General features: G+C 59.1%; 17 protein-coding genes. 2 read left to right on the top strand and 15 right to left on the bottom strand.

Features of this window, described 5'->3' with window-relative positions:
- Positions 1-76: 76 nt before the first annotated feature.
- Positions 77-703, top strand: coding sequence for a class I SAM-dependent methyltransferase (locus AC0ZWN_RS06045; RefSeq protein ID WP_476334400.1), 627 nt, complete (start codon positions 77-79; stop codon positions 701-703).
- Between the two features lie 143 nt (positions 704-846).
- Here the strand turns inward: AC0ZWN_RS06045 and AC0ZWN_RS06040 are convergent, their stop codons facing one another.
- Genes AC0ZWN_RS06040 through AC0ZWN_RS06030 form a run of 3 tightly spaced genes read right to left on the bottom strand, consistent with a single transcriptional unit; the run spans position 847 to position 6,118 of the window.
- Entirely contained in the window at positions 847-3,957 is a 3,111-nt protein-coding gene (locus AC0ZWN_RS06040; RefSeq protein WP_476334399.1) for an efflux RND transporter permease subunit, read from the bottom strand.
- Complete coding sequence (locus AC0ZWN_RS06035) at positions 3,954-5,018, bottom strand: efflux RND transporter periplasmic adaptor subunit (protein ID WP_093440529.1); 1,065 nt, start codon at positions 5,016-5,018, stop codon at positions 3,954-3,956. Before AC0ZWN_RS06035 ends, AC0ZWN_RS06040 begins: the two co-directional genes overlap by 4 nt.
- Positions 5,015-6,118, bottom strand: a complete 1,104-nt coding sequence (locus AC0ZWN_RS06030; protein WP_476334397.1) for an efflux RND transporter periplasmic adaptor subunit — start codon at positions 6,116-6,118, stop codon at positions 5,015-5,017. Before AC0ZWN_RS06030 ends, AC0ZWN_RS06035 begins: the two co-directional genes overlap by 4 nt.
- Positions 6,119-6,311: 193 nt before the next feature.
- Here AC0ZWN_RS06030 and AC0ZWN_RS06025 point away from each other — a divergent pair, with 193 nt between their 5' ends.
- On the top strand, positions 6,312-7,508 hold the full coding sequence (locus tag AC0ZWN_RS06025; protein WP_476334395.1) for an AAA family ATPase: 1,197 nt from the start codon (positions 6,312-6,314) through the stop codon (positions 7,506-7,508).
- Positions 7,509-7,770: 262 nt separating this feature from the next.
- On the opposite strand, the gene AC0ZWN_RS06020 is transcribed toward AC0ZWN_RS06025, so the two are convergent.
- From AC0ZWN_RS06020 to AC0ZWN_RS05965, 12 genes are all read right to left on the bottom strand, one after another.
- The gene (locus AC0ZWN_RS06020; protein WP_476334394.1) at positions 7,771-8,643 is read right to left on the bottom strand and encodes a transporter substrate-binding domain-containing protein; all 873 of its coding nucleotides are present in this window, start codon (positions 8,641-8,643) and stop codon (positions 7,771-7,773) included.
- Positions 8,640-9,422 (bottom strand): amino acid ABC transporter ATP-binding protein, encoded by a 783-nt coding sequence (locus AC0ZWN_RS06015; RefSeq protein ID WP_095047074.1) that lies wholly within the window; start codon positions 9,420-9,422, stop codon positions 8,640-8,642. Before AC0ZWN_RS06015 ends, AC0ZWN_RS06020 begins: the two co-directional genes overlap by 4 nt.
- Positions 9,419-10,078 carry an amino acid ABC transporter permease gene (locus AC0ZWN_RS06010; protein WP_095047073.1) on the bottom strand — a complete coding sequence of 220 codons (660 nt, stop codon included), beginning with the start codon at positions 10,076-10,078 and terminating at the stop codon, positions 9,419-9,421. Before AC0ZWN_RS06010 ends, AC0ZWN_RS06015 begins: the two co-directional genes overlap by 4 nt.
- Positions 10,059-10,724: an amino acid ABC transporter permease gene (locus AC0ZWN_RS06005; RefSeq protein ID WP_095047072.1), complete on the bottom strand. Its 666-nt coding sequence runs from the start codon at positions 10,722-10,724 to the stop codon at positions 10,059-10,061. Before AC0ZWN_RS06005 ends, AC0ZWN_RS06010 begins: the two co-directional genes overlap by 20 nt.
- A gap of 669 nt (positions 10,725-11,393) precedes the next feature.
- On the bottom strand, positions 11,394-12,191 hold the full coding sequence (locus AC0ZWN_RS06000; protein ID WP_007918708.1) for a MetQ/NlpA family ABC transporter substrate-binding protein: 798 nt from the start codon (positions 12,189-12,191) through the stop codon (positions 11,394-11,396).
- A 166-nt stretch (positions 12,192-12,357) separates the two neighbouring features.
- The gene (locus AC0ZWN_RS05995; protein WP_476334392.1) at positions 12,358-13,290 is read right to left on the bottom strand and encodes a sigma 54-interacting transcriptional regulator; all 933 of its coding nucleotides are present in this window, start codon (positions 13,288-13,290) and stop codon (positions 12,358-12,360) included.
- Between the two features lie 53 nt (positions 13,291-13,343).
- Positions 13,344-13,925, bottom strand: coding sequence for an alpha/beta hydrolase (locus tag AC0ZWN_RS05990; RefSeq protein ID WP_257356762.1), 582 nt, complete (start codon positions 13,923-13,925; stop codon positions 13,344-13,346).
- A 383-nt stretch (positions 13,926-14,308) separates the two neighbouring features.
- On the bottom strand, positions 14,309-14,710 hold the full coding sequence (locus AC0ZWN_RS05985; RefSeq protein WP_003220570.1) for an ExbD/TolR family protein: 402 nt from the start codon (positions 14,708-14,710) through the stop codon (positions 14,309-14,311).
- 1 nt (position 14,711) lies between these two features.
- The gene (locus tag AC0ZWN_RS05980; protein ID WP_093440486.1) at positions 14,712-15,437 is read right to left on the bottom strand and encodes a MotA/TolQ/ExbB proton channel family protein; all 726 of its coding nucleotides are present in this window, start codon (positions 15,435-15,437) and stop codon (positions 14,712-14,714) included.
- Positions 15,438-15,481: 44 nt separating this feature from the next.
- The gene (locus AC0ZWN_RS05975) at positions 15,482-16,291 is read right to left on the bottom strand and encodes an energy transducer TonB (RefSeq protein WP_093440478.1); all 810 of its coding nucleotides are present in this window, start codon (positions 16,289-16,291) and stop codon (positions 15,482-15,484) included.
- A gap of 381 nt (positions 16,292-16,672) precedes the next feature.
- Entirely contained in the window at positions 16,673-16,999 is a 327-nt protein-coding gene (locus tag AC0ZWN_RS05970) for a hypothetical protein (RefSeq protein ID WP_476334391.1), read from the bottom strand.
- A 190-nt stretch (positions 17,000-17,189) separates the two neighbouring features.
- Positions 17,190-18,533 (bottom strand): aryl-sulfate sulfotransferase, encoded by a 1,344-nt coding sequence (locus AC0ZWN_RS05965; protein ID WP_476334389.1) that lies wholly within the window; start codon positions 18,531-18,533, stop codon positions 17,190-17,192.
- Positions 18,534-18,542: the final 9 nt, after the last annotated feature.

The following is an 18,542-nucleotide window of genomic DNA, read 5'->3' as shown; positions in this document are numbered from 1 at the left end:
GCGAATGGCTGCGCAGCAGCCCCGAACCCGATGGCGTATATTCGGCAAATCTCCTTTGCCCGTGCAGCCCTCGACCATGAAGCAGACCCCCACCGATCTCGAACAGATCACCGCCACCACCCTCGGCCATTACAACTCAGTGGCCGAAGACTTCCGCGAAGGCACCCGCGATCACGATGTCAGCCAGAACATCGAAGCGTTGCTACGGCATATTCAGGGCACGGCGCCATTCACAATTCTGGATTTTGGCTGCGGCCCAGGGCGGGATCTGCAAACGTTTACGCGCATGGGGCATGTCGCTGTGGGGCTCGACGGCTCTCAAGAGTTTGCGCGAATGGCCCGTGAGGACAGTGGCTGCGAGGTGCTGCAACAGGACTTTCTGAAACTTGATCTGCCGGCCGAACGCTTCGACGGCATCTTCGCCAACGCGGTGTTGTTTCATGTGCCGTTGCAGGAGTTGCCGCGGGTGCTCAAGCAATTGCATGGTGCCCTGAAGCCCGGTGGTGTGCTGTTCAGCTCGAATCCACGCGGGGATAACCGTGAGGGCTGGAACGGGCCGCGCTATGGCTCGTATCACGATCTTGAGGCGTGGCAGGGGTTGCTGTCGGCGGCGGGGTTTGTCGAGCTTGAGCATTACTATCGGCCGGCCGGGCTGCCGCGTGAGCAGCAGCCTTGGTTGGCCAGCGTTTGGCGTAAGGCTTGAGTCGAGTCAGAGAAAAGCCCCTCACCCCCAGCCCTCTCCCGGAGGGAGAGGGCGCCGATTGGGGGATATTTAAGCAGTACGCCGACCGGATCTAACTTAGGTGAACCCATAATCGACTCGATTTTTCAGGTCGATGGATAGCGTCAGACATCTCGGTCAGTCCCCTCTCCCCCCGGGAGAGGGTTAGGGTGAGGGTCGTTGTTGACTTGATCCTTCTTCGGCTCGCGAATCTTGTACCAGGCCACATACAGCGCCGGCAGGAACAACAACGTCAGCAACGTCGCCACCACAATCCCGCCAATCATTGCGTAAGCCATCGGTCCCCAGAACACTTCCCGGGCAATCGGGATCATGCCCATGCTCGCCGCTGCGGCGGTCAACAGGATCGGCCGACGCCGGTGCTCGGTCGCTTCCACCACCGCATCCCACGGCGCATAGCCTTTCTGCTCGAACTCATCGATCTGCGTCACGAGGATCACCGAGTTACGGATGATGATGCCGATCAGCGCCAGAATCCCCAGAATCGCCACGAAGCCCATCGGCGTGCCGGTCGGCACCAGCGCCAGCACTACGCCGATCAGCCCCAGCGGCGCGACACTGGCGACGAGGAACATCTTCTGCACGCTGTGCAACTGGATCATCAGGAAGGTCGCCATCAAAAACAGCATCAACGGCAAAACCTTGGCAATCGGCCCTTGGGCCTTGCCGCTTTCCTCGACCGTACCACCGGTGGCGACCTTGTAGCCCACTGGCAGTTTGTCAGCGAAGGCATCAATCGACGGTTTGAGGATTTTCACCAGATCGGTCGGCTGGATCTCGTCGCGCACCGAGGCCTTGATGGTGATGGTCGGCAAGCGGTCACGACGCCACACCAGCGGCTGCTCCAGTTCATAACGCACGGTGGCGAACGCCAGCAGCGGGATCGACGTGCCGTTGGGCGTAACGATCTGCAGATTCTGCAGGGTTTCCGGCGTACCGCGCTCCGAATTCACCGCCCGGCCGACCACATTGATCAGGTAGATGTCGTCGTTGACCTGGGTCAGCGGCGCGCCGCTGACGATGCTGTTCATCAGGTTCGCCACGTCTTCGGACGACAGCCCGAGTTGGCGTGCCTTGTCCTGAGCGATGTCGATGCGCAGGACTTTGCCCGGCTCGTTCCAGTCGTAAATGATCTCGCCGATGTGCGGGTTCTTGTCCAGTTCGGTGGCCAGGTCGATGGCGTGCTTGCGCACCTGATCGATGTCCTTGCCACTGACCCGGTACTGGATCGGACGCCCCACCGGCGGGCCCATTTCCAGCGCCTGGACGTAACTGCCAATGCCGACGAAGTCCTTGTGCAAGCGCTCACGCAGGCGTTGGCTCAGGGCCTCGCGGGCTTCGAAGTCTTTGCTGACAATCACCAGTTGTGCGTAGTACGGGTTTTGCAATTGCTGGTCGAGCGGCAGGTAGAAGCGGATCGCGCCCTGACCGATGTAGGTGCTCCAACGCACAATGTCCGCGTCGCCTTTGAGGGTTTCTTCCAACTTGTCGACGGCTTTGCGGGTTTCGTCGATCGAGGCGTTTTGCGGCAGGTTCAGGTCGACGAGAATTTCCGGCCGGTCCGAGGAAGGGAAGAACTGGTTCTGCACAAAGCGCATGCAAAACACCGCCAGCACGAACAGCAGCACGGTAATGCCGATGGCCCACCAGCGATTGCGCATCGCCCACAGCAGACCGCCATTGAACGCACGCCCGACGCGGCCCGGCTCGGCTTCATGGGGTTTCACGTTGGCACTGAGAATGTGCACGCCGATCACCGGAGCGAAGAACACCGCCACCACCCACGAAACCAGCATCGCCACAGCAATCACCGCAAACAGCGTGTAGGTGTACTCACCGGCGGAACTGGCGTTGAGGCCGATGGGCACGAAACCGGCGACCGTCACCAGCGTCCCGGTGAGCATCGGGAATGCCGTCGAGGTGTAGGCGAACGTCGCTGCCTCCTCCTTGCTCTCGCCCATTTCCAGGCGCGTGACCATCATCTCCACGGTGATCATCGCGTCGTCCACCAACAGACCGAGGGCGATGATCAAGGCACCGAGCGAAATCCGCTGCATGGTGATGCCACTGTATTCCATGAATACAAACACCATCGCCAGCACCAGCGGAATCGAGCACGCCACCACCAGGCCGGCGCGTACGCCAAGGCTGATGAAGCTGACCACCAGCACGATGATCACCGCCTCGAACAGGGCACTGGTAAAGCCACCGACCGCTTCTTCCACCACCACCGCCTGATCGGACACGGTGTGCACACCCACGCCAACCGGCAAGTCTGCGGTCAGTTCATCGATGCGTTGGTGCAACGCCTTGCCGAACTCCTGAACGTTGCCGCCCTTCTGCATGGCAATCGCCAGACCGATGGCCGGTTTGCCGTCGAAGCGGAATTCCGGGGTAGCCGGATCGGTGTAACCGCGAGTGATGTCAGCGATGTCAGCCAAGCGATAGAAACGGTCGTTGAGCTTGAGATTGACCTCGGCCAGATCTTTCTCCGAGGCGAACTGCCCCGAAGTGCGCACGGAAATCCGCTCAGGGCCGGCCTCGATCACACCCGCCGGGGTCACGGCGTTCTGCGATTGCAGGCTCTGCACAACCTGACGCTGATCGATACCCAACGCCGCCAATTTGCGGGTGGAGAAGTTCAGATAAATCACTTCGTCCTGCTGGCCGATCATTTCGATCTTGCCCAGCCCCGGTACATTGCGGATCTCGGCCCGCGCCTGTTCTACGTAATCGCGCAACTGGCGCATGGTCAGGCCGTCGGCGGTGAAGGCGTAGACCGAGCCGAACACATCACCGAACTCGTCGTTGAACCCGGGCCCTTGAATACCTTTGGGGAACTGCCCGCGAATGTCGTCGATCTTCTTGCGCACCTGGTACCAGATTTCCGGGATGTCCTTGGCGCTGGTGGTGTCGCGCAGGTACACGTAAACCGTCGATTCGCCGGGGCGCGTGTAACTTTTCACGTAGTCGAGGGAGTCGAGTTCTTCGAGTTTTTTCTCGATGCGGTCGGTGACCTGTGCGAGGGTTTCTTCCTGGGTCGCGCCCGGCCATTTGGTCTGGATCACCATGGTCTTGATGGTGAACGACGGATCTTCTTCGCGGCCCAGATTGAAGTACGAGAACACGCCCATCAGCAACGCGACGAACATCAGGTACCAGACGAATGACTGATGCTTGAGGGCCCATTCGGAGAGGTTGAAAGAGCCTTTCATTGACTGTCCTCGTCAAGTTTTACCGATTGTCCGGGTTTGAGGCTGTTGACGCCGGCGCTGACCACGCGCTCGCCGTTCTTCACGCCGCCCGCGAGCACTACGCTGCTGTCGGTGCGGCTGATCACGCTGACGTCGCGGGGGCTGACGGTTTTGCTCTGGGTGTCGATGACCCAGATCCGTGGTTTGCCGTCGACCTCCTGCAAAGCGGTAGCCGGCAATTCGATGCGCGGTTTGATCGCCGAACTGAGGGTCACGCTGATCGCCGTGCCGAGGCGGAAACCGTCCGGTGTCTCGGCCAGAGTCAGGCGTGCCCGACGAGTACGCGTGGCGCTTTGCGCCTGCGGTTCGATCTCGCGAAGGGTTGCCGTGGTGTTGATGCTCGGGTCGAGTTGCCCGGCCACCAGAAACACCACGTCGGAGGGAATCTGATCGACCAGGGTGTCGGGCAGATCGATCACCGCTTCCTTGATGTCCGGTTGCGCCAGAGTCACGACCTGCTGGCCCGCCGTCACCACTTGCCCGGCTTCGGCGTTCCACGCGGTGACCACGGCTTTATGGTCGGAACGCAGTTCGGTGTAGCCGAGCTGGTCCTTGCTTTGATTGACCGCCGCCCGTGCCTGGTCCAGCGAGGCCTGGGTGGTTTTCAAGTCCGTGGTGGCGATGTCCAGTTGTGCCTGCGCCCCTACGCCACGATCGAACAGCGCCTGCTGACGGCGGGCATTGGCCTGGGCATTGATCAGTTGCGCCTGAACCCTGGCCAGGTCGCCCTGGGCCGAACGCAATTGGTTCTGCTGATCAGACGGATCGAGGGTGGCGAGCAGCGTGCCCTTTTGCACTTCGGTTCCGACATCGACGTTGCGGCTGGCGATGCGGCCACCGACGCGGAAACCGGTGTTGCTTTCATAACGCGCCTGGATGCTGCCGGCAAAACGCCCGAGGCTTTCCTCGCTCAACGCTTGAACTTTGACCGATAACACCGGACGTACCGGCTCCGGAGGTGGCTCGCTTTTCGAGCACGCCGCCAGCAACACACCCACGGATAACAGCCCCAGACGCTTCATGGCTGTGCTCCCGGTTGCAGACCCTTGTAGGTGTTTTCAGCGATTTCGACTTTCATGCCGGGATGCAACAACTGCCCACCGGCGACAATGACTTTCTCCCCACCCTTGAGGCCTTCGCTGATGATGACCTTGCCGATCAGGTAGCGGCCGACGGTCACGTTGTGCAACTGCGCTTCACCTTTATCGTCGACCATCCACACCGCCGGATCACTGATATTTTTGGTCAGCGCCGACCATGGCAATTCGACTGCCGACTTGCCGCTGCCCTTGGCGGTGGCGCTGACCACCGAGCCCAGCTGCATCCCTTGTGGCAGGCTGTCGAGGCTGACTTTGACTTGCACCGTGCCGGACTGCGCCGACACCGCCGGAGTGATTTCACGCACCGTGCCGGTGGTTTTGATGGCAGGGTTATCGAGCAGGCTGACGACGATCGAGGGATCCGCAGGACGCTCGGCCAGCAGCGATTCGTAGACATTGAACACCGCGTCACGGTCGCCATCGCGGGCCAACGAAAAAATCGGTGCCGTGGCCTGTACCACCTGGCCGACTTCGGCCTGACGCTCAGTGATCACGCCCGGCGCGTCAGCGATCAGTGAGGTGTAGCTGAGTTGATCCTTGGCGTTGGCCAGTTGCGCCTGCGCCGCGCTCAAGGCGCTCTGGCTGCTGCGCAACGCAGCTTGGGCGGAATCGTATTCGCTTTGGCTGGTGTAACCCTTGGGCAGGAGTTTTTGCTGGCGCACGAAGGCGGCCGCACTTTGTTTCACCCGGGCCTGTTCAGCGACGACCTGGGCTTGAGCCGAGTCGACGTTGGTCTGCAAATCCTTGGGGTCGAGTTTGGCCAGCACTTGCTTGGCCGTGACCCGGTCACCGACATCGACCATGCGCTGGATGATCTTGCCGCCGACGCGGAACGACAGTTCGGTCTGCACGCGCGCCTGCACGTCACCGGTCAATGTCACCGAAGCGGCGTAATCCGTGGGTTTCACTTCCTGTACAAAGACCCTCGGAAGGTATTCCTCAGGGGCTTTTTTCTCGCCGCAGGCGGTCAGCAAAGTGAGCAGACTCAGCATGACCGCTGTTTTCAAACCGGGACTCGCCATGCAGACTCCTTCCTGTGTACGAACGTGCAAGTGACGATACGACTGTGAGCTTAGAACAGGGTTCAACGTTCGCCCGTTCGATCCCCATATTTCCCTGCAGGAGCTGCCGCAGGCTGCGATCTTCTGAAAACAAAGTCAAAAAATCGCAGCCTGCGGCAGCTCCTGCAATGGGCGCCTCAAGAGAAGGAATTCCATGCTCAATACTCTCGCGGTGGCCAATTACCGCTCGATCAACAAACTGGTGATCCCGCTCGGCCGGCTGAACCTGATCACCGGCCCCAACGGCAGCGGCAAGTCCAATCTCTACCGGGCCTTGCGCCTGCTAGCGGAAACCGCTCAGGGCGGGGTGGTCAATGCGCTGGCCCGTGAGGGTGGGCTAGAGTCGACCTTCTGGGCCGGGCCGCAAACCATCAGCCGACGCATGCGCAATGGTGAGGTGCCGATCCAGTCGACGGTACGCCAAGGCGTGAAGCGACTGCGCCTGGGGTTCGCCGGGGAAGATTTCAGCTACTCGATCAGCCTCGGCCTACCCGACTCCAACGGCCACTTCATGCTGCCCGAGCAGTCGCGCCCCATTCCTTCGCGCTTCAGCCTCGACCCGCAGATCAAGCGCGAATGCATCTGGGCCGGCCCGCTTTACCGCCCCGCCAGCCTGCTGGTGGATCGTGACGGCCCGATGATCCGCGCACGCGCCGAGCGTAAATGGGATGTGCTGGCGCAACACACGCCGAATTTCGATAGTTTGTTTGATCAGGTCGGCAGCCTGCGCAGTTCGCCGGAAGTGTTTCAAATGCGCGAGTTCATTCGTCGCTGGCGCTTTTACGATCACTTTCGCAGCGATGCCGATGCACCGGTGCGCCAGCCGCAATTGGGCACACGCACGCCGGTGCTGCATCACGACGGCCGTGATCTGGCGGCGGCGTTGCAGACCATCATCGAGATTGGTGATGGCGATGCGATGCGTGCGGCGATTACCGATGCGTTTCCTGGCGCGCGGGTGCATATCGAAGCGCAGGCCGGTGGAAGGTTTGCCATCGAGTTTTATCAGGAAGGTTTGTTGCGGCCGTTATCGGCGGCGGAGCTGTCGGACGGCACGTTGCGTTATTTGCTGTTGGTTGCGGCGCTACTGACGCCGAGGCCGCCGTCGCTGATGGTGCTGAACGAACCGGAGACCAGCCTGCACCCGGATCTGCTGCCAGCGTTGGCGCGGTTGATTATCCGTGCCTCGGAGCAGTGTCAGGTGTGGGTGGTGTCGCATGCGCGGCGGTTGATTTCGGCGTTGCAGGAAGACCCGGAGTGCAATTGCATTGTGTTGGAGAAAACCCTGGGGCAGACCGGGATTGTCGGCCAGCGGGTGCTGGATGAGCCGGCGTGGAACTGGCCGGATTGAGCGTTCCAGCCAAAAGCCCCTCACCCTAACCCTCTCCCGGGGGGAGAGGAGACTGACCGAGGGATGCTCAAGAGTGGCGCCGACGTGAAAATGCATCTGTGAATCCAAAATCGAAGTGACGCCGACGCGAAATGCGTCTGTGAATCCATAATCGACTCGGTTTGTCAGGTCGATGTCTGATGCAAGACACCTCGGTCGGCTCCCTCTCCCTCGGGAGAGGGCTGGGGTGAGGGGCAAGCATCACCACCAACCTAACAGGCAATCACCCCTGCCACTTGCCACCCTCGACAATCACGCTCTCAGGTTTGGTGTCATCACTCAGCTCTTTACGCACATACTGGTCGTACAGCTTGAGCAGATACTTCTCCTCTCCCAGCTTGGTCAGCTCGGTATTCACCCAGTCACGCAACTCGAGATTGCCCTTCTTCACCGCCGGCGCGATCGGCGCTTCAGCCCCCAGTTTTTCATCCAGCACGCGATAGCCCGGGTTCTGCTTGGCCCAGCTGAACAACACCAGGTTGTCCTGTGCGTACGCATCGCCACGACCATTGGCCAGGGCTTGCAGCGATTCGGAGTTTTTCTCGAACTTGAGCAATTTCCAGTCCGGATGATTCTTGGTCAGCCAGATATCGGCGGTCGTGCCCGTAGTGACGATGGTGGTGCGGGTTGCCAGATCATCGAGGTTTTTCACCGAGCTGCTTTGCGGCACCAACGCCTGCACCGCAACCTTGAGGTTCGGGTTAGTGAACTCCACCGCTTCCTTGCGCTCAGGCGTGACGGTCATGTTGGCGAGGATCAGGTCGACCTTGTCGCTTTGCAGAAATGGAATGCGACTCGCCGGTTCCACGGCGACGAACTCGACCTTGTTTTCATCGCCAAGCAGATCCTTGGCGAAACGGCGGCCGATGTCGGTATCGAAACCGACGTAGCGCCCCGCTTCGTCGACAAAACCGAATGGTGGTTTATCGGTGAAGACACCGACAATCAACTTGTCGCGGGCCTTGATCTTGTCCAGATAACCGGCCGGCGCAGTGCTTTCGCTGGCGACTTTCGGCTTCGGTGGTTCTTCGGTTTTGCTGCAACCGGCAAGCAAGACGAGGCTGAGCAGAGGCAGTAAAAAAGCGGCAGTTTTCATAACAGTTCCAGTTCCTTTGTCGGATTCGTTTTTGGCAGTGTTGCCACGAAGGAGAACTTCTCCAGAAACTGCTGCGCGCGTGCGGTTTGCGGGTTCGTAAAGAAAATCTCGGGCGGGTTCTGTTCAAGGATGCGCCCGGCATCCATGAACACGATGCGATCGGCCACCGCGCGAGCGAAGGCCATTTCATGGGTGACGATCAACAGGGTCATGCCTTCGCGGGCCAGGCCCTGAATGACCTGCAAAACTTCCTTGACCATTTCCGGGTCGAGGGCGGCGGTGACTTCGTCGAAGAGCATCACCCGTGGGTTCATGCACAGCGAGCGGACGATGGCGATGCGTTGCTGCTGGCCGCCAGAGAGCTGACGCGGGAAGGCATCGCGCTTGTCCGCCAGGCCAACGCGTTCGAGCAGCGCTTCGGCTTGCTGCTGCGCTTCGCGGCGCTGACGTTTTTGCACCTTCAGCGGACCGAGCAGCAAATTGTCGAGCACACTCATGTGCGGGAACAGGTGATAACTCTGGAACACCATGCCGATCTGCTGGCGGATCTCGCGCCAGTCGGTGGACTTGTCCAGCAGCTCGCGGCCGACAAATTTCAGGCTGCCGCTGTGGGCTTCCTCCAGACCATTGAGGCAACGCAGCAAGGTGCTTTTGCCGCAACCGCTGGGGCCGAGGATGACGATCACTTCGCCACTCTGCACTTGCAGGTCGATGCCGTTGAGCACCTGCTGCTCGCCGTAGAATTTGTTGAAACCGTGAAACTCGATCAATGCGCTCATGCTTGCGTCCAGCGCCGCTCCAGCACGCGCGAAGCGGCCGAGAGCGGGTAGCAGATAAAAAAGAAAAACAGGAACAGCGCGCCGTAGATCAGCACCGATTCGTAAGTGCGCTCGATGATCTGCTGACCAACCTTGATCACATCTACTACTCCAATCAACACCGCCAGCGAGCTGGTCTTGATGATCCGCGTGTAGACGTTGATGGTCGGCGGCGTCATGCGCTTCAACGCTTGCGGCAGCAGTACGTAGCCATAAAGTTGTGCGGCGTTTAGGCCGATCGACAGCCCCGCTTCACGCTGCCCGCGCGGCAACGAATGCAGCGCACCGCGCGCCACTTCGCCCACCTCGCTGGCGCCCCACAGCGACAGCACCAGCACCGCGCACCAGAAACTTGGCAGGCTCAGTCCGAAGAAAATCGGCAAGCCGAAGAACAACAGGTACAACCATACCAGCACCGGAATCGCCCGGAACAACTCCAGATAGACCCGCAGGATCGCGTTCAGCCACCTCACGTTGAGCGTTCGCAGCACACCGTAGAGCACGCCGCCGACAGTGCTGATGGCGATGCTCAGGAACGAGATCGACAAAGTTTGCCCGGCGCCTTTGGCCAGTTGCGGCAACGACACCCAGAGCAGTTCAAGACCCGAACTGGCCATGCTGGAGCCTCCTTTCCAGACGGCTGAGCAGCAGCGACAGCGGCAAGAACAGCAGCACGCAGATCAGCGTCAGCACGGCGAGCATTTCGTAGGTTTTGTAGTAGAGCGCGATGTAGCTCTTGGTGGTGTAGAGGATTTCCGGCACGGCCACCGCCGAAACCACGGTGGTTTCCTTGAGCAGGAAAATGAAATTGGCGAACAACGACGGCAGGCTGAGAATCCCCGCTTGCGGCAGGATCACGTAGCGCAGCAACTGGCCATGGGACAGGCCGATTGAGCGCCCTGATTCCAGTTGCGCTTGGGGCACTGCATCGACGCCGGCGCGCAGCACTTCGGTGAGGTAAGCGCCGCCGAGAAAGGTCATGGTGATGATCGCGGCAGTGAAACCAGAGACTTTGATCCCCAACGCCGGCAAGGCGAAGTAGACGAAGAACAACTGAATCAGCAACGGCGTGTTGCGTGCCAGCTCCACATACAGGCTCACCAGTCTTTGCAGGTACGGCGTGCGGAACACCAGAATCGTCGCGTTGAGCAGCGCCACCAGCAGCGAGGTGCCAATGGCGATAAAACCGACCTGCAGCGTTACGCCCACGGCTTTGAGAAACGCCGGCAGGGTGCTGAGGATAAATGCGTAATCGAAGGTCATGAAACGTCCTGAACGCCGCTCGGTAAGCGACGGTGGTGCAGTCCATGGGCAGCGGATGGCTGTCCGGCAGACACCGACTTTATAGGTATAAAAAAAAGAATTTAAATACCGTTAAAGCATATTGATATCACCCAAAAAACTATCTTGTGGGTTTGCCGGGAAGGAATAAGAAGGCTATTTTTCTTTGCGCTGTAGGAAGGATCTTTTTTTCATGAAAGCCCTCCAAGGACGAACAGCTTTTGGCCAGACTCCCCCGGCCAACCTCATAACAAGGAAGAGAACATGGACGTAAAAGTGCCGCAGCGACTGGATCCGCAGGAGATTGTGAAATTGTTGGTGGCGTTGAGAAGGGCATTGAAGGCCCAAGTGGCCTGAGCTCAAGATCAAAAGCACCCTCACCCCAGCCCTCTCCCAGGGGGAGAGGGAGCCGACCGAGGTGTCTGGCGAATTACGTCGACCTGAATCATCGAGTCGATTATGGATTCAGCAGAGATCTTTCACGTCGGCGTACCTCTACAGCATCCCCCAATCAGTCCCCTCTCCCTCTGGGCGGTCCGACGTTTCGGGAGGGCTAGGGTGAGGGGCTTTTCAACGCACACACAAAAACGCCGATGCCCATCACTGGCCATCGGCGTTTTCACACCTTGAAGGGGTGGTTCAAGCGTCAGATCAGAACGCCGGCAGTACCGCGCCGTTGTACTTCTTCTCGATGAACGCTTTGACTTCCGGGCTGGTCAGGGCTTTGGCCAGTTTCTGGATCGCGTCGCTGTTCTTGTTGTCCTCACGGGCCACCAGGAAGTTCACGTACGGCGAATCAGCACCTTCAATCACCAGCGCATCTTTCTGCGGGTTCAACTTGGCTTCCAGCGCGTAGTTGGTGTTGATCATGTCCAGATCAACTTCTTTCAGAACGCGTGGCAGCAGGGCCGACTCCAGTTCCTTGAACTTGAAGTTGTGCGGGTTCTTGGCGATGTCTTTTGGCGTTGCCAGAGCGTTCTTCGGGTCTTTCAGCTCGATCAGGCCAGCCTTCTGCAGCAGGATCAGTGCGCGGCCACTGTTGCTGCCTTCGTTCGGGATGGCGATGGTGGCGCCGTCCGGCAGTTCAGCGAGGGTCTTGTACTTGCTCGAGTAACCACCGAACGGTTCAACGTGCACGCCCTGCACGGTCACCAGGTACTTGGACTTGTCGTCCTTGTATTTGCCCTGGTTGAAGCTGTTCAGGTACGGCAGGGTCTGGAAGTAGTTGGCGTCCAGACGCTTCTCGCCCACCTGTACGTTCGGCTGAACGTAGTCGGTGAACACTTTGATTTCCAGATCCACGCCTTCTTTGGCCAGGGTCGGTTTGATCAGCTCAAGGATTTCAGCGTGCGGAACCGGGGTCGCGGCAACCACCAGTTTTTCGCCAGCATTGGCCAGGGAAGCAGTCAGAGCAGCCGCCAATGCGGTAAACAACAGAACCTTTTTCATGCAGTGTCCTTATCGAAAATCACGGTCGTCATCGACGACGGCATTAATACGTGTGCCAGTGAAGTGATATCGCTGGCGTGGGTCGGACAATACCGGGATTTTTTATTCCCGGACAATAACGTTTATTCAGCTTCATATTCCATTTTGTTCATGTTGAACGAAACGGTTACAACGTCTCACTCAAACGAATCAGCAAATCTTTCAATGCCTTACGCTCGGCGACGCTGCCGCCTATGTTGATTTGTGTCACTAGCCGTTCGATCTGAAGCTGCGGGCCAGACGCCTCGGGCAGGTTCAGGTGCTCCGGCAGAATCTCGTCACCGGTACTCACCAGCAAGGCAAAGTGAATGACGTTTTCCAGCTCGCGGGTATTGCCCGGCCAACTGTGTTGTTCGAGCACGTGCTGCGCCGCTTCGCTGATCAGCGGTACAGGAAGGTCGAGACGCTGGCTGTAGATGCCGAGGAAATACTCGGCCAGCGACAGGATATCGCCGGTACGCGCACGTAACGCCGGCAATTCGAGGTGGCCCTCGCTGAGGTAGTGATAAAGGCGCTCGTGGAATTTCCCGGCGTCCACCGCTTGCGCCAGATCGATGCTGGTGGCCGCGACCAGGCGCACATCCACGGGACTTGGCTGATGCGCACCGACACGAGTGACTTCGTGGTTCTCCAACGCGGCAAGCAATTTGATCTGGATCGGCAGCGGCAAGTCGCCGATTTCATCCAGATACAAGGTGCCGCCGTTGGCCGAACCGAACCAGCCTGCACGGCTGCTGGCCGAGCCGCTGTAACTGCCGGCAGCGTAGCCGAACAGCTCGGCATCAGCGTAGGTCGGGCTGATCGCCCCGCAATTGACCGAAACGAACAGACCGCTGCGGTCACTGGCGCGATGGATGTGCCGGGCGAGCAATTCTTTACCCGTACCGGTCTCGCCACGGATCAATACCGAAGTCGAGCGCGGCGCCAGTTGCTCGAGCTCCTCACGCAGTTGACGCGAGCGCGGATCGACGAACACCAGCGCCTTGGCGCGAATGCTCAGGGGGCTTTTTTCCGCATCGGGAAAGGTCAGCAACGGCAGACCGAAGGTTTCGAAACTCATGGCAGGCTCCCGCCCAAAACCGCCGGCAGACGGGGGCGTTGAAAGAAAAAAGATCAGGCGCGGCGGCGGGCGTGGTGTTCCATACGGTTTTGCAGGCGATAAAGATAAGCAAAACCCTGCTCCCAACGCTGATGCCCGGACTTGACGTTGATGTGTCCGGCACCGGCGAGAATTCCCGCCTCGGCACCCCAGTTGCGCGCCAGCTCCAGCGCGCGCGGCGCACTCACGGCGGCGTCGTTGTCGGAACTGACGACCTGGCTCGGAAACGGCAGCAGATCAGTCGGAATCGGTGCGAAATTGCGCAGCGCCGGGGCACATGCCGGACGCTCGACATCTGCCGGCGCGACCAACAAGGCGCCACGCACCTGACGCAGGTATTGCAGCGGCGCAGTGGCTGCCCAATGGGCAACGGTGATGCAGCCGAGGCTGTGGGCGATAAGGATGACAGGCGTGCTGTCGGAGGCAATCGCCTCGGCCAGTGCCGCCACCCAGTCTTCACGACGCGGCGTCAGCCAATCGGCCTGCTCGACCCGCGCACTGTTTGGAAGGCTGTTCTGCCAGTGGCTTTGCCAATGATCATCTGGCGATCCTTGCCAGCCCGGCACAATCAGGTAGCGGATTGATTCGTTGCGCATGGGGAGCTCTCCTGCGTCGTGTCTGTTCCTGAACGAGTATAGGGAGGGGATTTATATTCGTTAAGGAATAAGAAGCTATTTATTAAGACCTGAATTGAATATTAGATGTGTGCCTGGCTGGAAATCTTTTCCTCCTCACCCCAGCCCTCTCCCCCATGGGGGCGAGGGGGAAAGGGAGCCGATCTTCATGCCGTTCAAATCCTGAGTTTGACTGGGTATTTCAGGTCGGCGTAACTCGTGAGAACAACCGAGATCAGTTCCCTCTCCCTATGGGCGGTCCGACGTTTCGGGAGGGCTAGGGTGAGGGTTCTGCTTCTAATGCCAGAAACAAAAAAAGGGCCGCACCCTGCCAAGGAGACGGCCCCGGAAAAACGTAAATCCTGTTACCGCGCAGTAATCACCGATAACTTGGTAATCCCCGCCCGTTCAATCGAAGCCATCGCCCGCGCCACTTCGCCGTAGTTCACCCCGTCATCGGCCTGCAATTGCACGCGCACTTCCGGGTCTTTGGCCTTGGCCGACTTGAGGTTGAATTCGAGCAAGTCCGGCTGAATCTCATCCTTGTTGATAAACAGCTTGCCGGCGCCATCGATGCTCACCACCAGCGGGTCCTTCTGCTCGACCGGCGCCACCGCTTCGGTCTTCGGCAGGTTGATCGGAATCGCGTTGGTCAGCAGCGGCGCGGTGACGATAAACACCACCAGCAGCACCAGCATCACGTCCACCAGCGGAGTCACGTTGATCTCGCTGAGCACCTCATCACTGTCCTGCGTGGAGAAGGCCATATCAGGACGCCTCCTTCACTTTTGCCGCATTGCCCGGCGTTGCGACCTTGTGCGCCGTCGGGTGGATCAACACGCGGAATGCACTCTTCTGCGCCAAGCTGTAGAAGTCGTGGGCGAAGTCATCCAGATCCGCCGCCGTCAGTTTCAACCGACGCAAAAAGTAGTTGTAAACCAGCACCGCCGGCACCGCGACGGCGATCCCCACACCCGTGGCGACCAATGCTGCACCAATCGGCCCGGCGACCGTTTCCAGGCTCGCCGAGCCTGCGGCGCTGATGCCTTTCAACGCTTCCATGATTCCCCACACCGTGCCGAACAAACCAATAAACGGCGAGGTGCTACCAATACTTGCGACCACTGCAAGGCCCGTTTCCAGCGAACGCCGTTCGCGAACGATCTGCTGACGCAATGCGCGCTCGAGGCGATCCTGGTGGTTGATCGCCTGGCTCAAATCATTCGCCTGTGGCGTCTCGCCCACCTGAATCGCCGCGTAACCGGCCTGTGCCACCCGCGCTGCGGCGCCGGGTTGGGTCTCGCTCAATTCAGCGGCTGAATCCAGACTCGACGCCGCCCAGAAACGCTTATGAAAACGCCGATCCTGCGCCTTCAGCCGCCCGAACTGCACAGCCTTGAGCAGTGCCAGGCCCCAGGTGGCGACGGAAAAAACCACCAGCAGCCAGATCACCGCGCTTTCGATGGATTCCAGTGGAGATGCCAGTAACGTCATGATTATTCCCTCGTGTAAACGTTTCGCGCGAATTTGGTTTCGGTTTAATGAATCTTGAAATCGATGGGCACGCTGACCCAGCCGTCCTGGGCGACATCACCCTGCTTGGCCGGGACGAAACTCCAACGTTTGACGGCGTTCAGCGCCGCGTCGTCGAGCTGTTGCCGGCCGCTGCTTTTGGCTATCTGGATCTCACCCGGTTTGCCGCTGGCCAACACATGCACGCGCAGCAACACCGTGCCTTCCCAACCGCGACGCTGAGCCAGCGACGGGTATTCCGGTGCCGGGTTTTTCAGGTACGCGGCGTTCGCTGAGGCCGGGGTTACCGGTGCCGGCGCGGGGGGAGCAGGTGGCGCTGGCGCTGCAACCGGAGCTGCCGGTTGTGGCGGCGCGGGTGGTTGCTCGACGGCTTTCGGCGCTGGTTTGGGGGCCTGTTTAACCACCGGTTTGGGTTTCGGAACGGGTTTTGGCGGCGGTGGTTTTACCGCCAGTTCGTCTTCTACCGGCGGCGGTGGCTCAACCACAGGCGCAGGTGGTGGCGGCTCGACAACCGGTGGTGCTGGTGGTGCCGGGCGCGAGAATTCGATAGTCATCGGCGGAATTTCCGGCGGCACGATCGGCAGCACCGGCGTCGGCTTCTGGCTGATCCAGTAGATCACCGCGCCATGCACCACCAATGCGAGCACGCCGAGCAGAAGGGTTTCGCGCCGACTCAAAATTCCTTTGGGCGCACGCTGCAAACGCAGCTGTCCCAACGGCACACGATGCGGCCGGCCGAGATCGACCAACTCGCCACCCGGCGTCTGACGCCACAGCAATTCCTCTGCGCTGGCGGCGGTCTGGACATTGCCCATTGATTCACTCCCTGCGGTCTTTTTGCGTTCTCTACAAACACTGCCGATCAACCGTTTGTTGAATTCCCCACGGCGAATCGATGGATGAATCATTGGGCTTGGCGCTTATCTCCGAAAGTAATCTTTAACGTTATGCATAGGCCTTTATGGAATATATGAATTGATCAATTCCGCCAAAGCCACGTGCTACGTGGGCTGTAGCGATGCGGGAAAATTCGCATGCTTTTCAGGCATTGAAAGTATTCACGCAACGCATCAAATTCGCCTGACCCGGTTTTGCGGGACAACTAATACCAAGTAGATAGTTGATTATTATTTTGCTGGAACAATAAAAAAGGCCGACGTACTTTCGTGCGTCGGCCTTTATCAATTGCGCGCGGATTATTGTTTGACGAATTCCCCTGCCAGGGTCACTACTTCACCGTCAAAATTAGTACGGGAACCGGCCGCACGAACTTTCGCGTAATTGTGATCAGGAGAAAACAATGACCACGTTTGAAATCCGCTATTACCATTCAGACCGACAAATGTGATGGTGGTAGGTTGTCCGGTGCTGTTCTGGAAATGGTAATGCCCGTAGCTGACGTCATAGTTAACGCCGCCCTGGCTGAACGTGCCACTGAATGTACCGTTGGAATCGTTGCCATCGGTAATCGTCAGTTTGGCGCCAGCGTTAGCGTTCACATAAGTGCCATTAATGCTCGACATGATTCGATTTCCTTTATCGTTGGGATAAGTATCTTCCGATGAGAGCAAGTTTCCTCCTGGAAACTCACGACAGTCAGGATGGTTGCACATTCAATTATTGTCCACGCGACTTACTAACGAATTTGCAATAAGCACCCTTCAACCCGCTCATAACTTATCGCCGTTCGTTCGAGCAATAGTTCCAATTCAACTAACGACTGGCATTGGTTTGTTGCGCGCCGACAACCGGGGCATTAACCGCCGTCTCGGAGCGTGGCGTACCCGTTGGCACCCAGTCATAACTCACAGGCAACGCCCGATAGACCCAATTGCTGATCGCGTCGCTGCCCGGCGCCTTGCCGAGATACGGGCTGACGTATTCCCAGACATTTTCACCACTGGCCGTCACCTGGAAAAACCGTCCGTTCATGCCTTCGTCGATCAGCGTGTTGCCGTTGGGCAAGCGCCGCGCGCTGCTGATAAACGAGCTGTAAAACGCCCAACCCGGTTGCTTCGAATTCGCCGCGCTGTACTGCCAGACAATCTCGTTTTTCAGCGGATCGATTTCCAATACTCGCGAACCGGAAATCAGCCCAAGGGTGACGTTCGGATAACCCGCCGATCCCTGGTTATCGAACACCAGCAAGTTACCGGCTCCAGGCAACCCGGCCGGAATGATGTGCGCATCATGCTGACCGACGAACTGATCCACCGGGCGCGGCAATTTTTGCGCAGTTTTCGGGTTGATCAGCGGCAGGTTCGGGCCGAGACGCCAGACCACTTTGCCGCTGTTCTTGTCGATGATCGCGATGAAGTTGGCGTTGCGTGAATCGATCAGCAGGTTGTCCGGATTGAAGCGCTTGTCACCGGCATCGAACCACTTGTTCGGCCCGACCAGACTGAGGTTGTTGATGTGCAGGTAGTCCGGATTTTCACTGGCGCGCACCAGCTTCAACTGCTCGGCGGTGAAGCCGAATTCATTCAGATGCTCCGAGGCCAGCCACTGCCATTTCAGCGCGCCGTCGGGGCTGACTTCATAGATCGCATCGTCAATCACCTCGGGCACTTTAAAGCCTTTGACCTTGTGCACCTTGTTCGCCAGCACCACGGTGTTGCCGTTGCTCAAACGGCGCTGATCATGGTGTTGTTGCGCTGCGCCACCGGGTGCCTTGTCGCCCCACTGCCAGACGACTTTGCCGTTCCAGTCCAGCTCGCCGACGCTTTGATTGCCCAGCCCGTTGCCGGCCGAACCGAGTTTACCGGGATCCTTTTCACTCAGTTGCAACAGCACATGGCCGCGCTCGCCGCCGACCAGTTTCGGGTCGATGATCGCTGACGGGAAACCTGCCTGTGGCCAGGTTTTCACCTCGTTGCCGTTCATGTCGATCAGGTGCGTCTGCTTGTCGGCGCCGCTGAAAATCACGTACTGATTGAAAGCCTTGTTCGGGTCATAACGGGTCACGCCGGTCGGGTAAACACTCGGTGCGGCGAAGGCGCCGGCACTGAGCACTGCGCCGGACAGCAACACCGGCAAAGCGGTTTTGATACGCAACATGATGCAGTT

This window comes from Pseudomonas sp. 3B-A001-10F (assembly GCF_056313565.1).
The sequence above is the reverse complement of the archived record's forward strand: the minus strand, read 5'-3'. Positions and strand labels throughout refer to the sequence as shown.

Coding starts and splice junctions, on each gene's coding strand:
- AC0ZWN_RS06000 (WP_007918708.1), bottom strand. CDS start 12,191: ATGAAAAAGGTTCTGTTGTTTACCGCATTGGCGGCTGCTCTGACTGCT.
- AC0ZWN_RS05995 (WP_476334392.1), bottom strand. CDS start 13,290: ATGAGTTTCGAAACCTTCGGTCTGCCGTTGCTGACCTTTCCCGATGCG.
- AC0ZWN_RS05980 (WP_093440486.1), bottom strand. CDS start 15,437: ATGACGTTACTGGCATCTCCACTGGAATCCATCGAAAGCGCGGTGATC.
- AC0ZWN_RS06030 (WP_476334397.1), bottom strand. CDS start 6,118: ATGGCGAGTCCCGGTTTGAAAACAGCGGTCATGCTGAGTCTGCTCACT.
- AC0ZWN_RS05970 (WP_476334391.1), bottom strand. CDS start 16,999: ATGTCGAGCATTAATGGCACTTATGTGAACGCTAACGCTGGCGCCAAA.
- AC0ZWN_RS06025 (WP_476334395.1), top strand. CDS start 6,312: ATGCTCAATACTCTCGCGGTGGCCAATTACCGCTCGATCAACAAACTG.
- AC0ZWN_RS05990 (WP_257356762.1), bottom strand. CDS start 13,925: ATGCGCAACGAATCAATCCGCTACCTGATTGTGCCGGGCTGGCAAGGA.
- AC0ZWN_RS06045 (WP_476334400.1), top strand. CDS start 77: ATGAAGCAGACCCCCACCGATCTCGAACAGATCACCGCCACCACCCTC.
- AC0ZWN_RS05975 (WP_093440478.1), bottom strand. CDS start 16,291: ATGGGCAATGTCCAGACCGCCGCCAGCGCAGAGGAATTGCTGTGGCGT.
- AC0ZWN_RS05965 (WP_476334389.1), bottom strand. CDS start 18,533: ATGTTGCGTATCAAAACCGCTTTGCCGGTGTTGCTGTCCGGCGCAGTG.
- AC0ZWN_RS05985 (WP_003220570.1), bottom strand. CDS start 14,710: ATGGCCTTCTCCACGCAGGACAGTGATGAGGTGCTCAGCGAGATCAAC.
- AC0ZWN_RS06035 (WP_093440529.1), bottom strand. CDS start 5,018: ATGAAGCGTCTGGGGCTGTTATCCGTGGGTGTGTTGCTGGCGGCGTGC.
- AC0ZWN_RS06015 (WP_095047074.1), bottom strand. CDS start 9,422: ATGAGCGCATTGATCGAGTTTCACGGTTTCAACAAATTCTACGGCGAG.
- AC0ZWN_RS06005 (WP_095047072.1), bottom strand. CDS start 10,724: ATGACCTTCGATTACGCATTTATCCTCAGCACCCTGCCGGCGTTTCTC.
- AC0ZWN_RS06020 (WP_476334394.1), bottom strand. CDS start 8,643: ATGAAAACTGCCGCTTTTTTACTGCCTCTGCTCAGCCTCGTCTTGCTT.
- AC0ZWN_RS06010 (WP_095047073.1), bottom strand. CDS start 10,078: ATGGCCAGTTCGGGTCTTGAACTGCTCTGGGTGTCGTTGCCGCAACTG.
- AC0ZWN_RS06040 (WP_476334399.1), bottom strand. CDS start 3,957: ATGAAAGGCTCTTTCAACCTCTCCGAATGGGCCCTCAAGCATCAGTCA.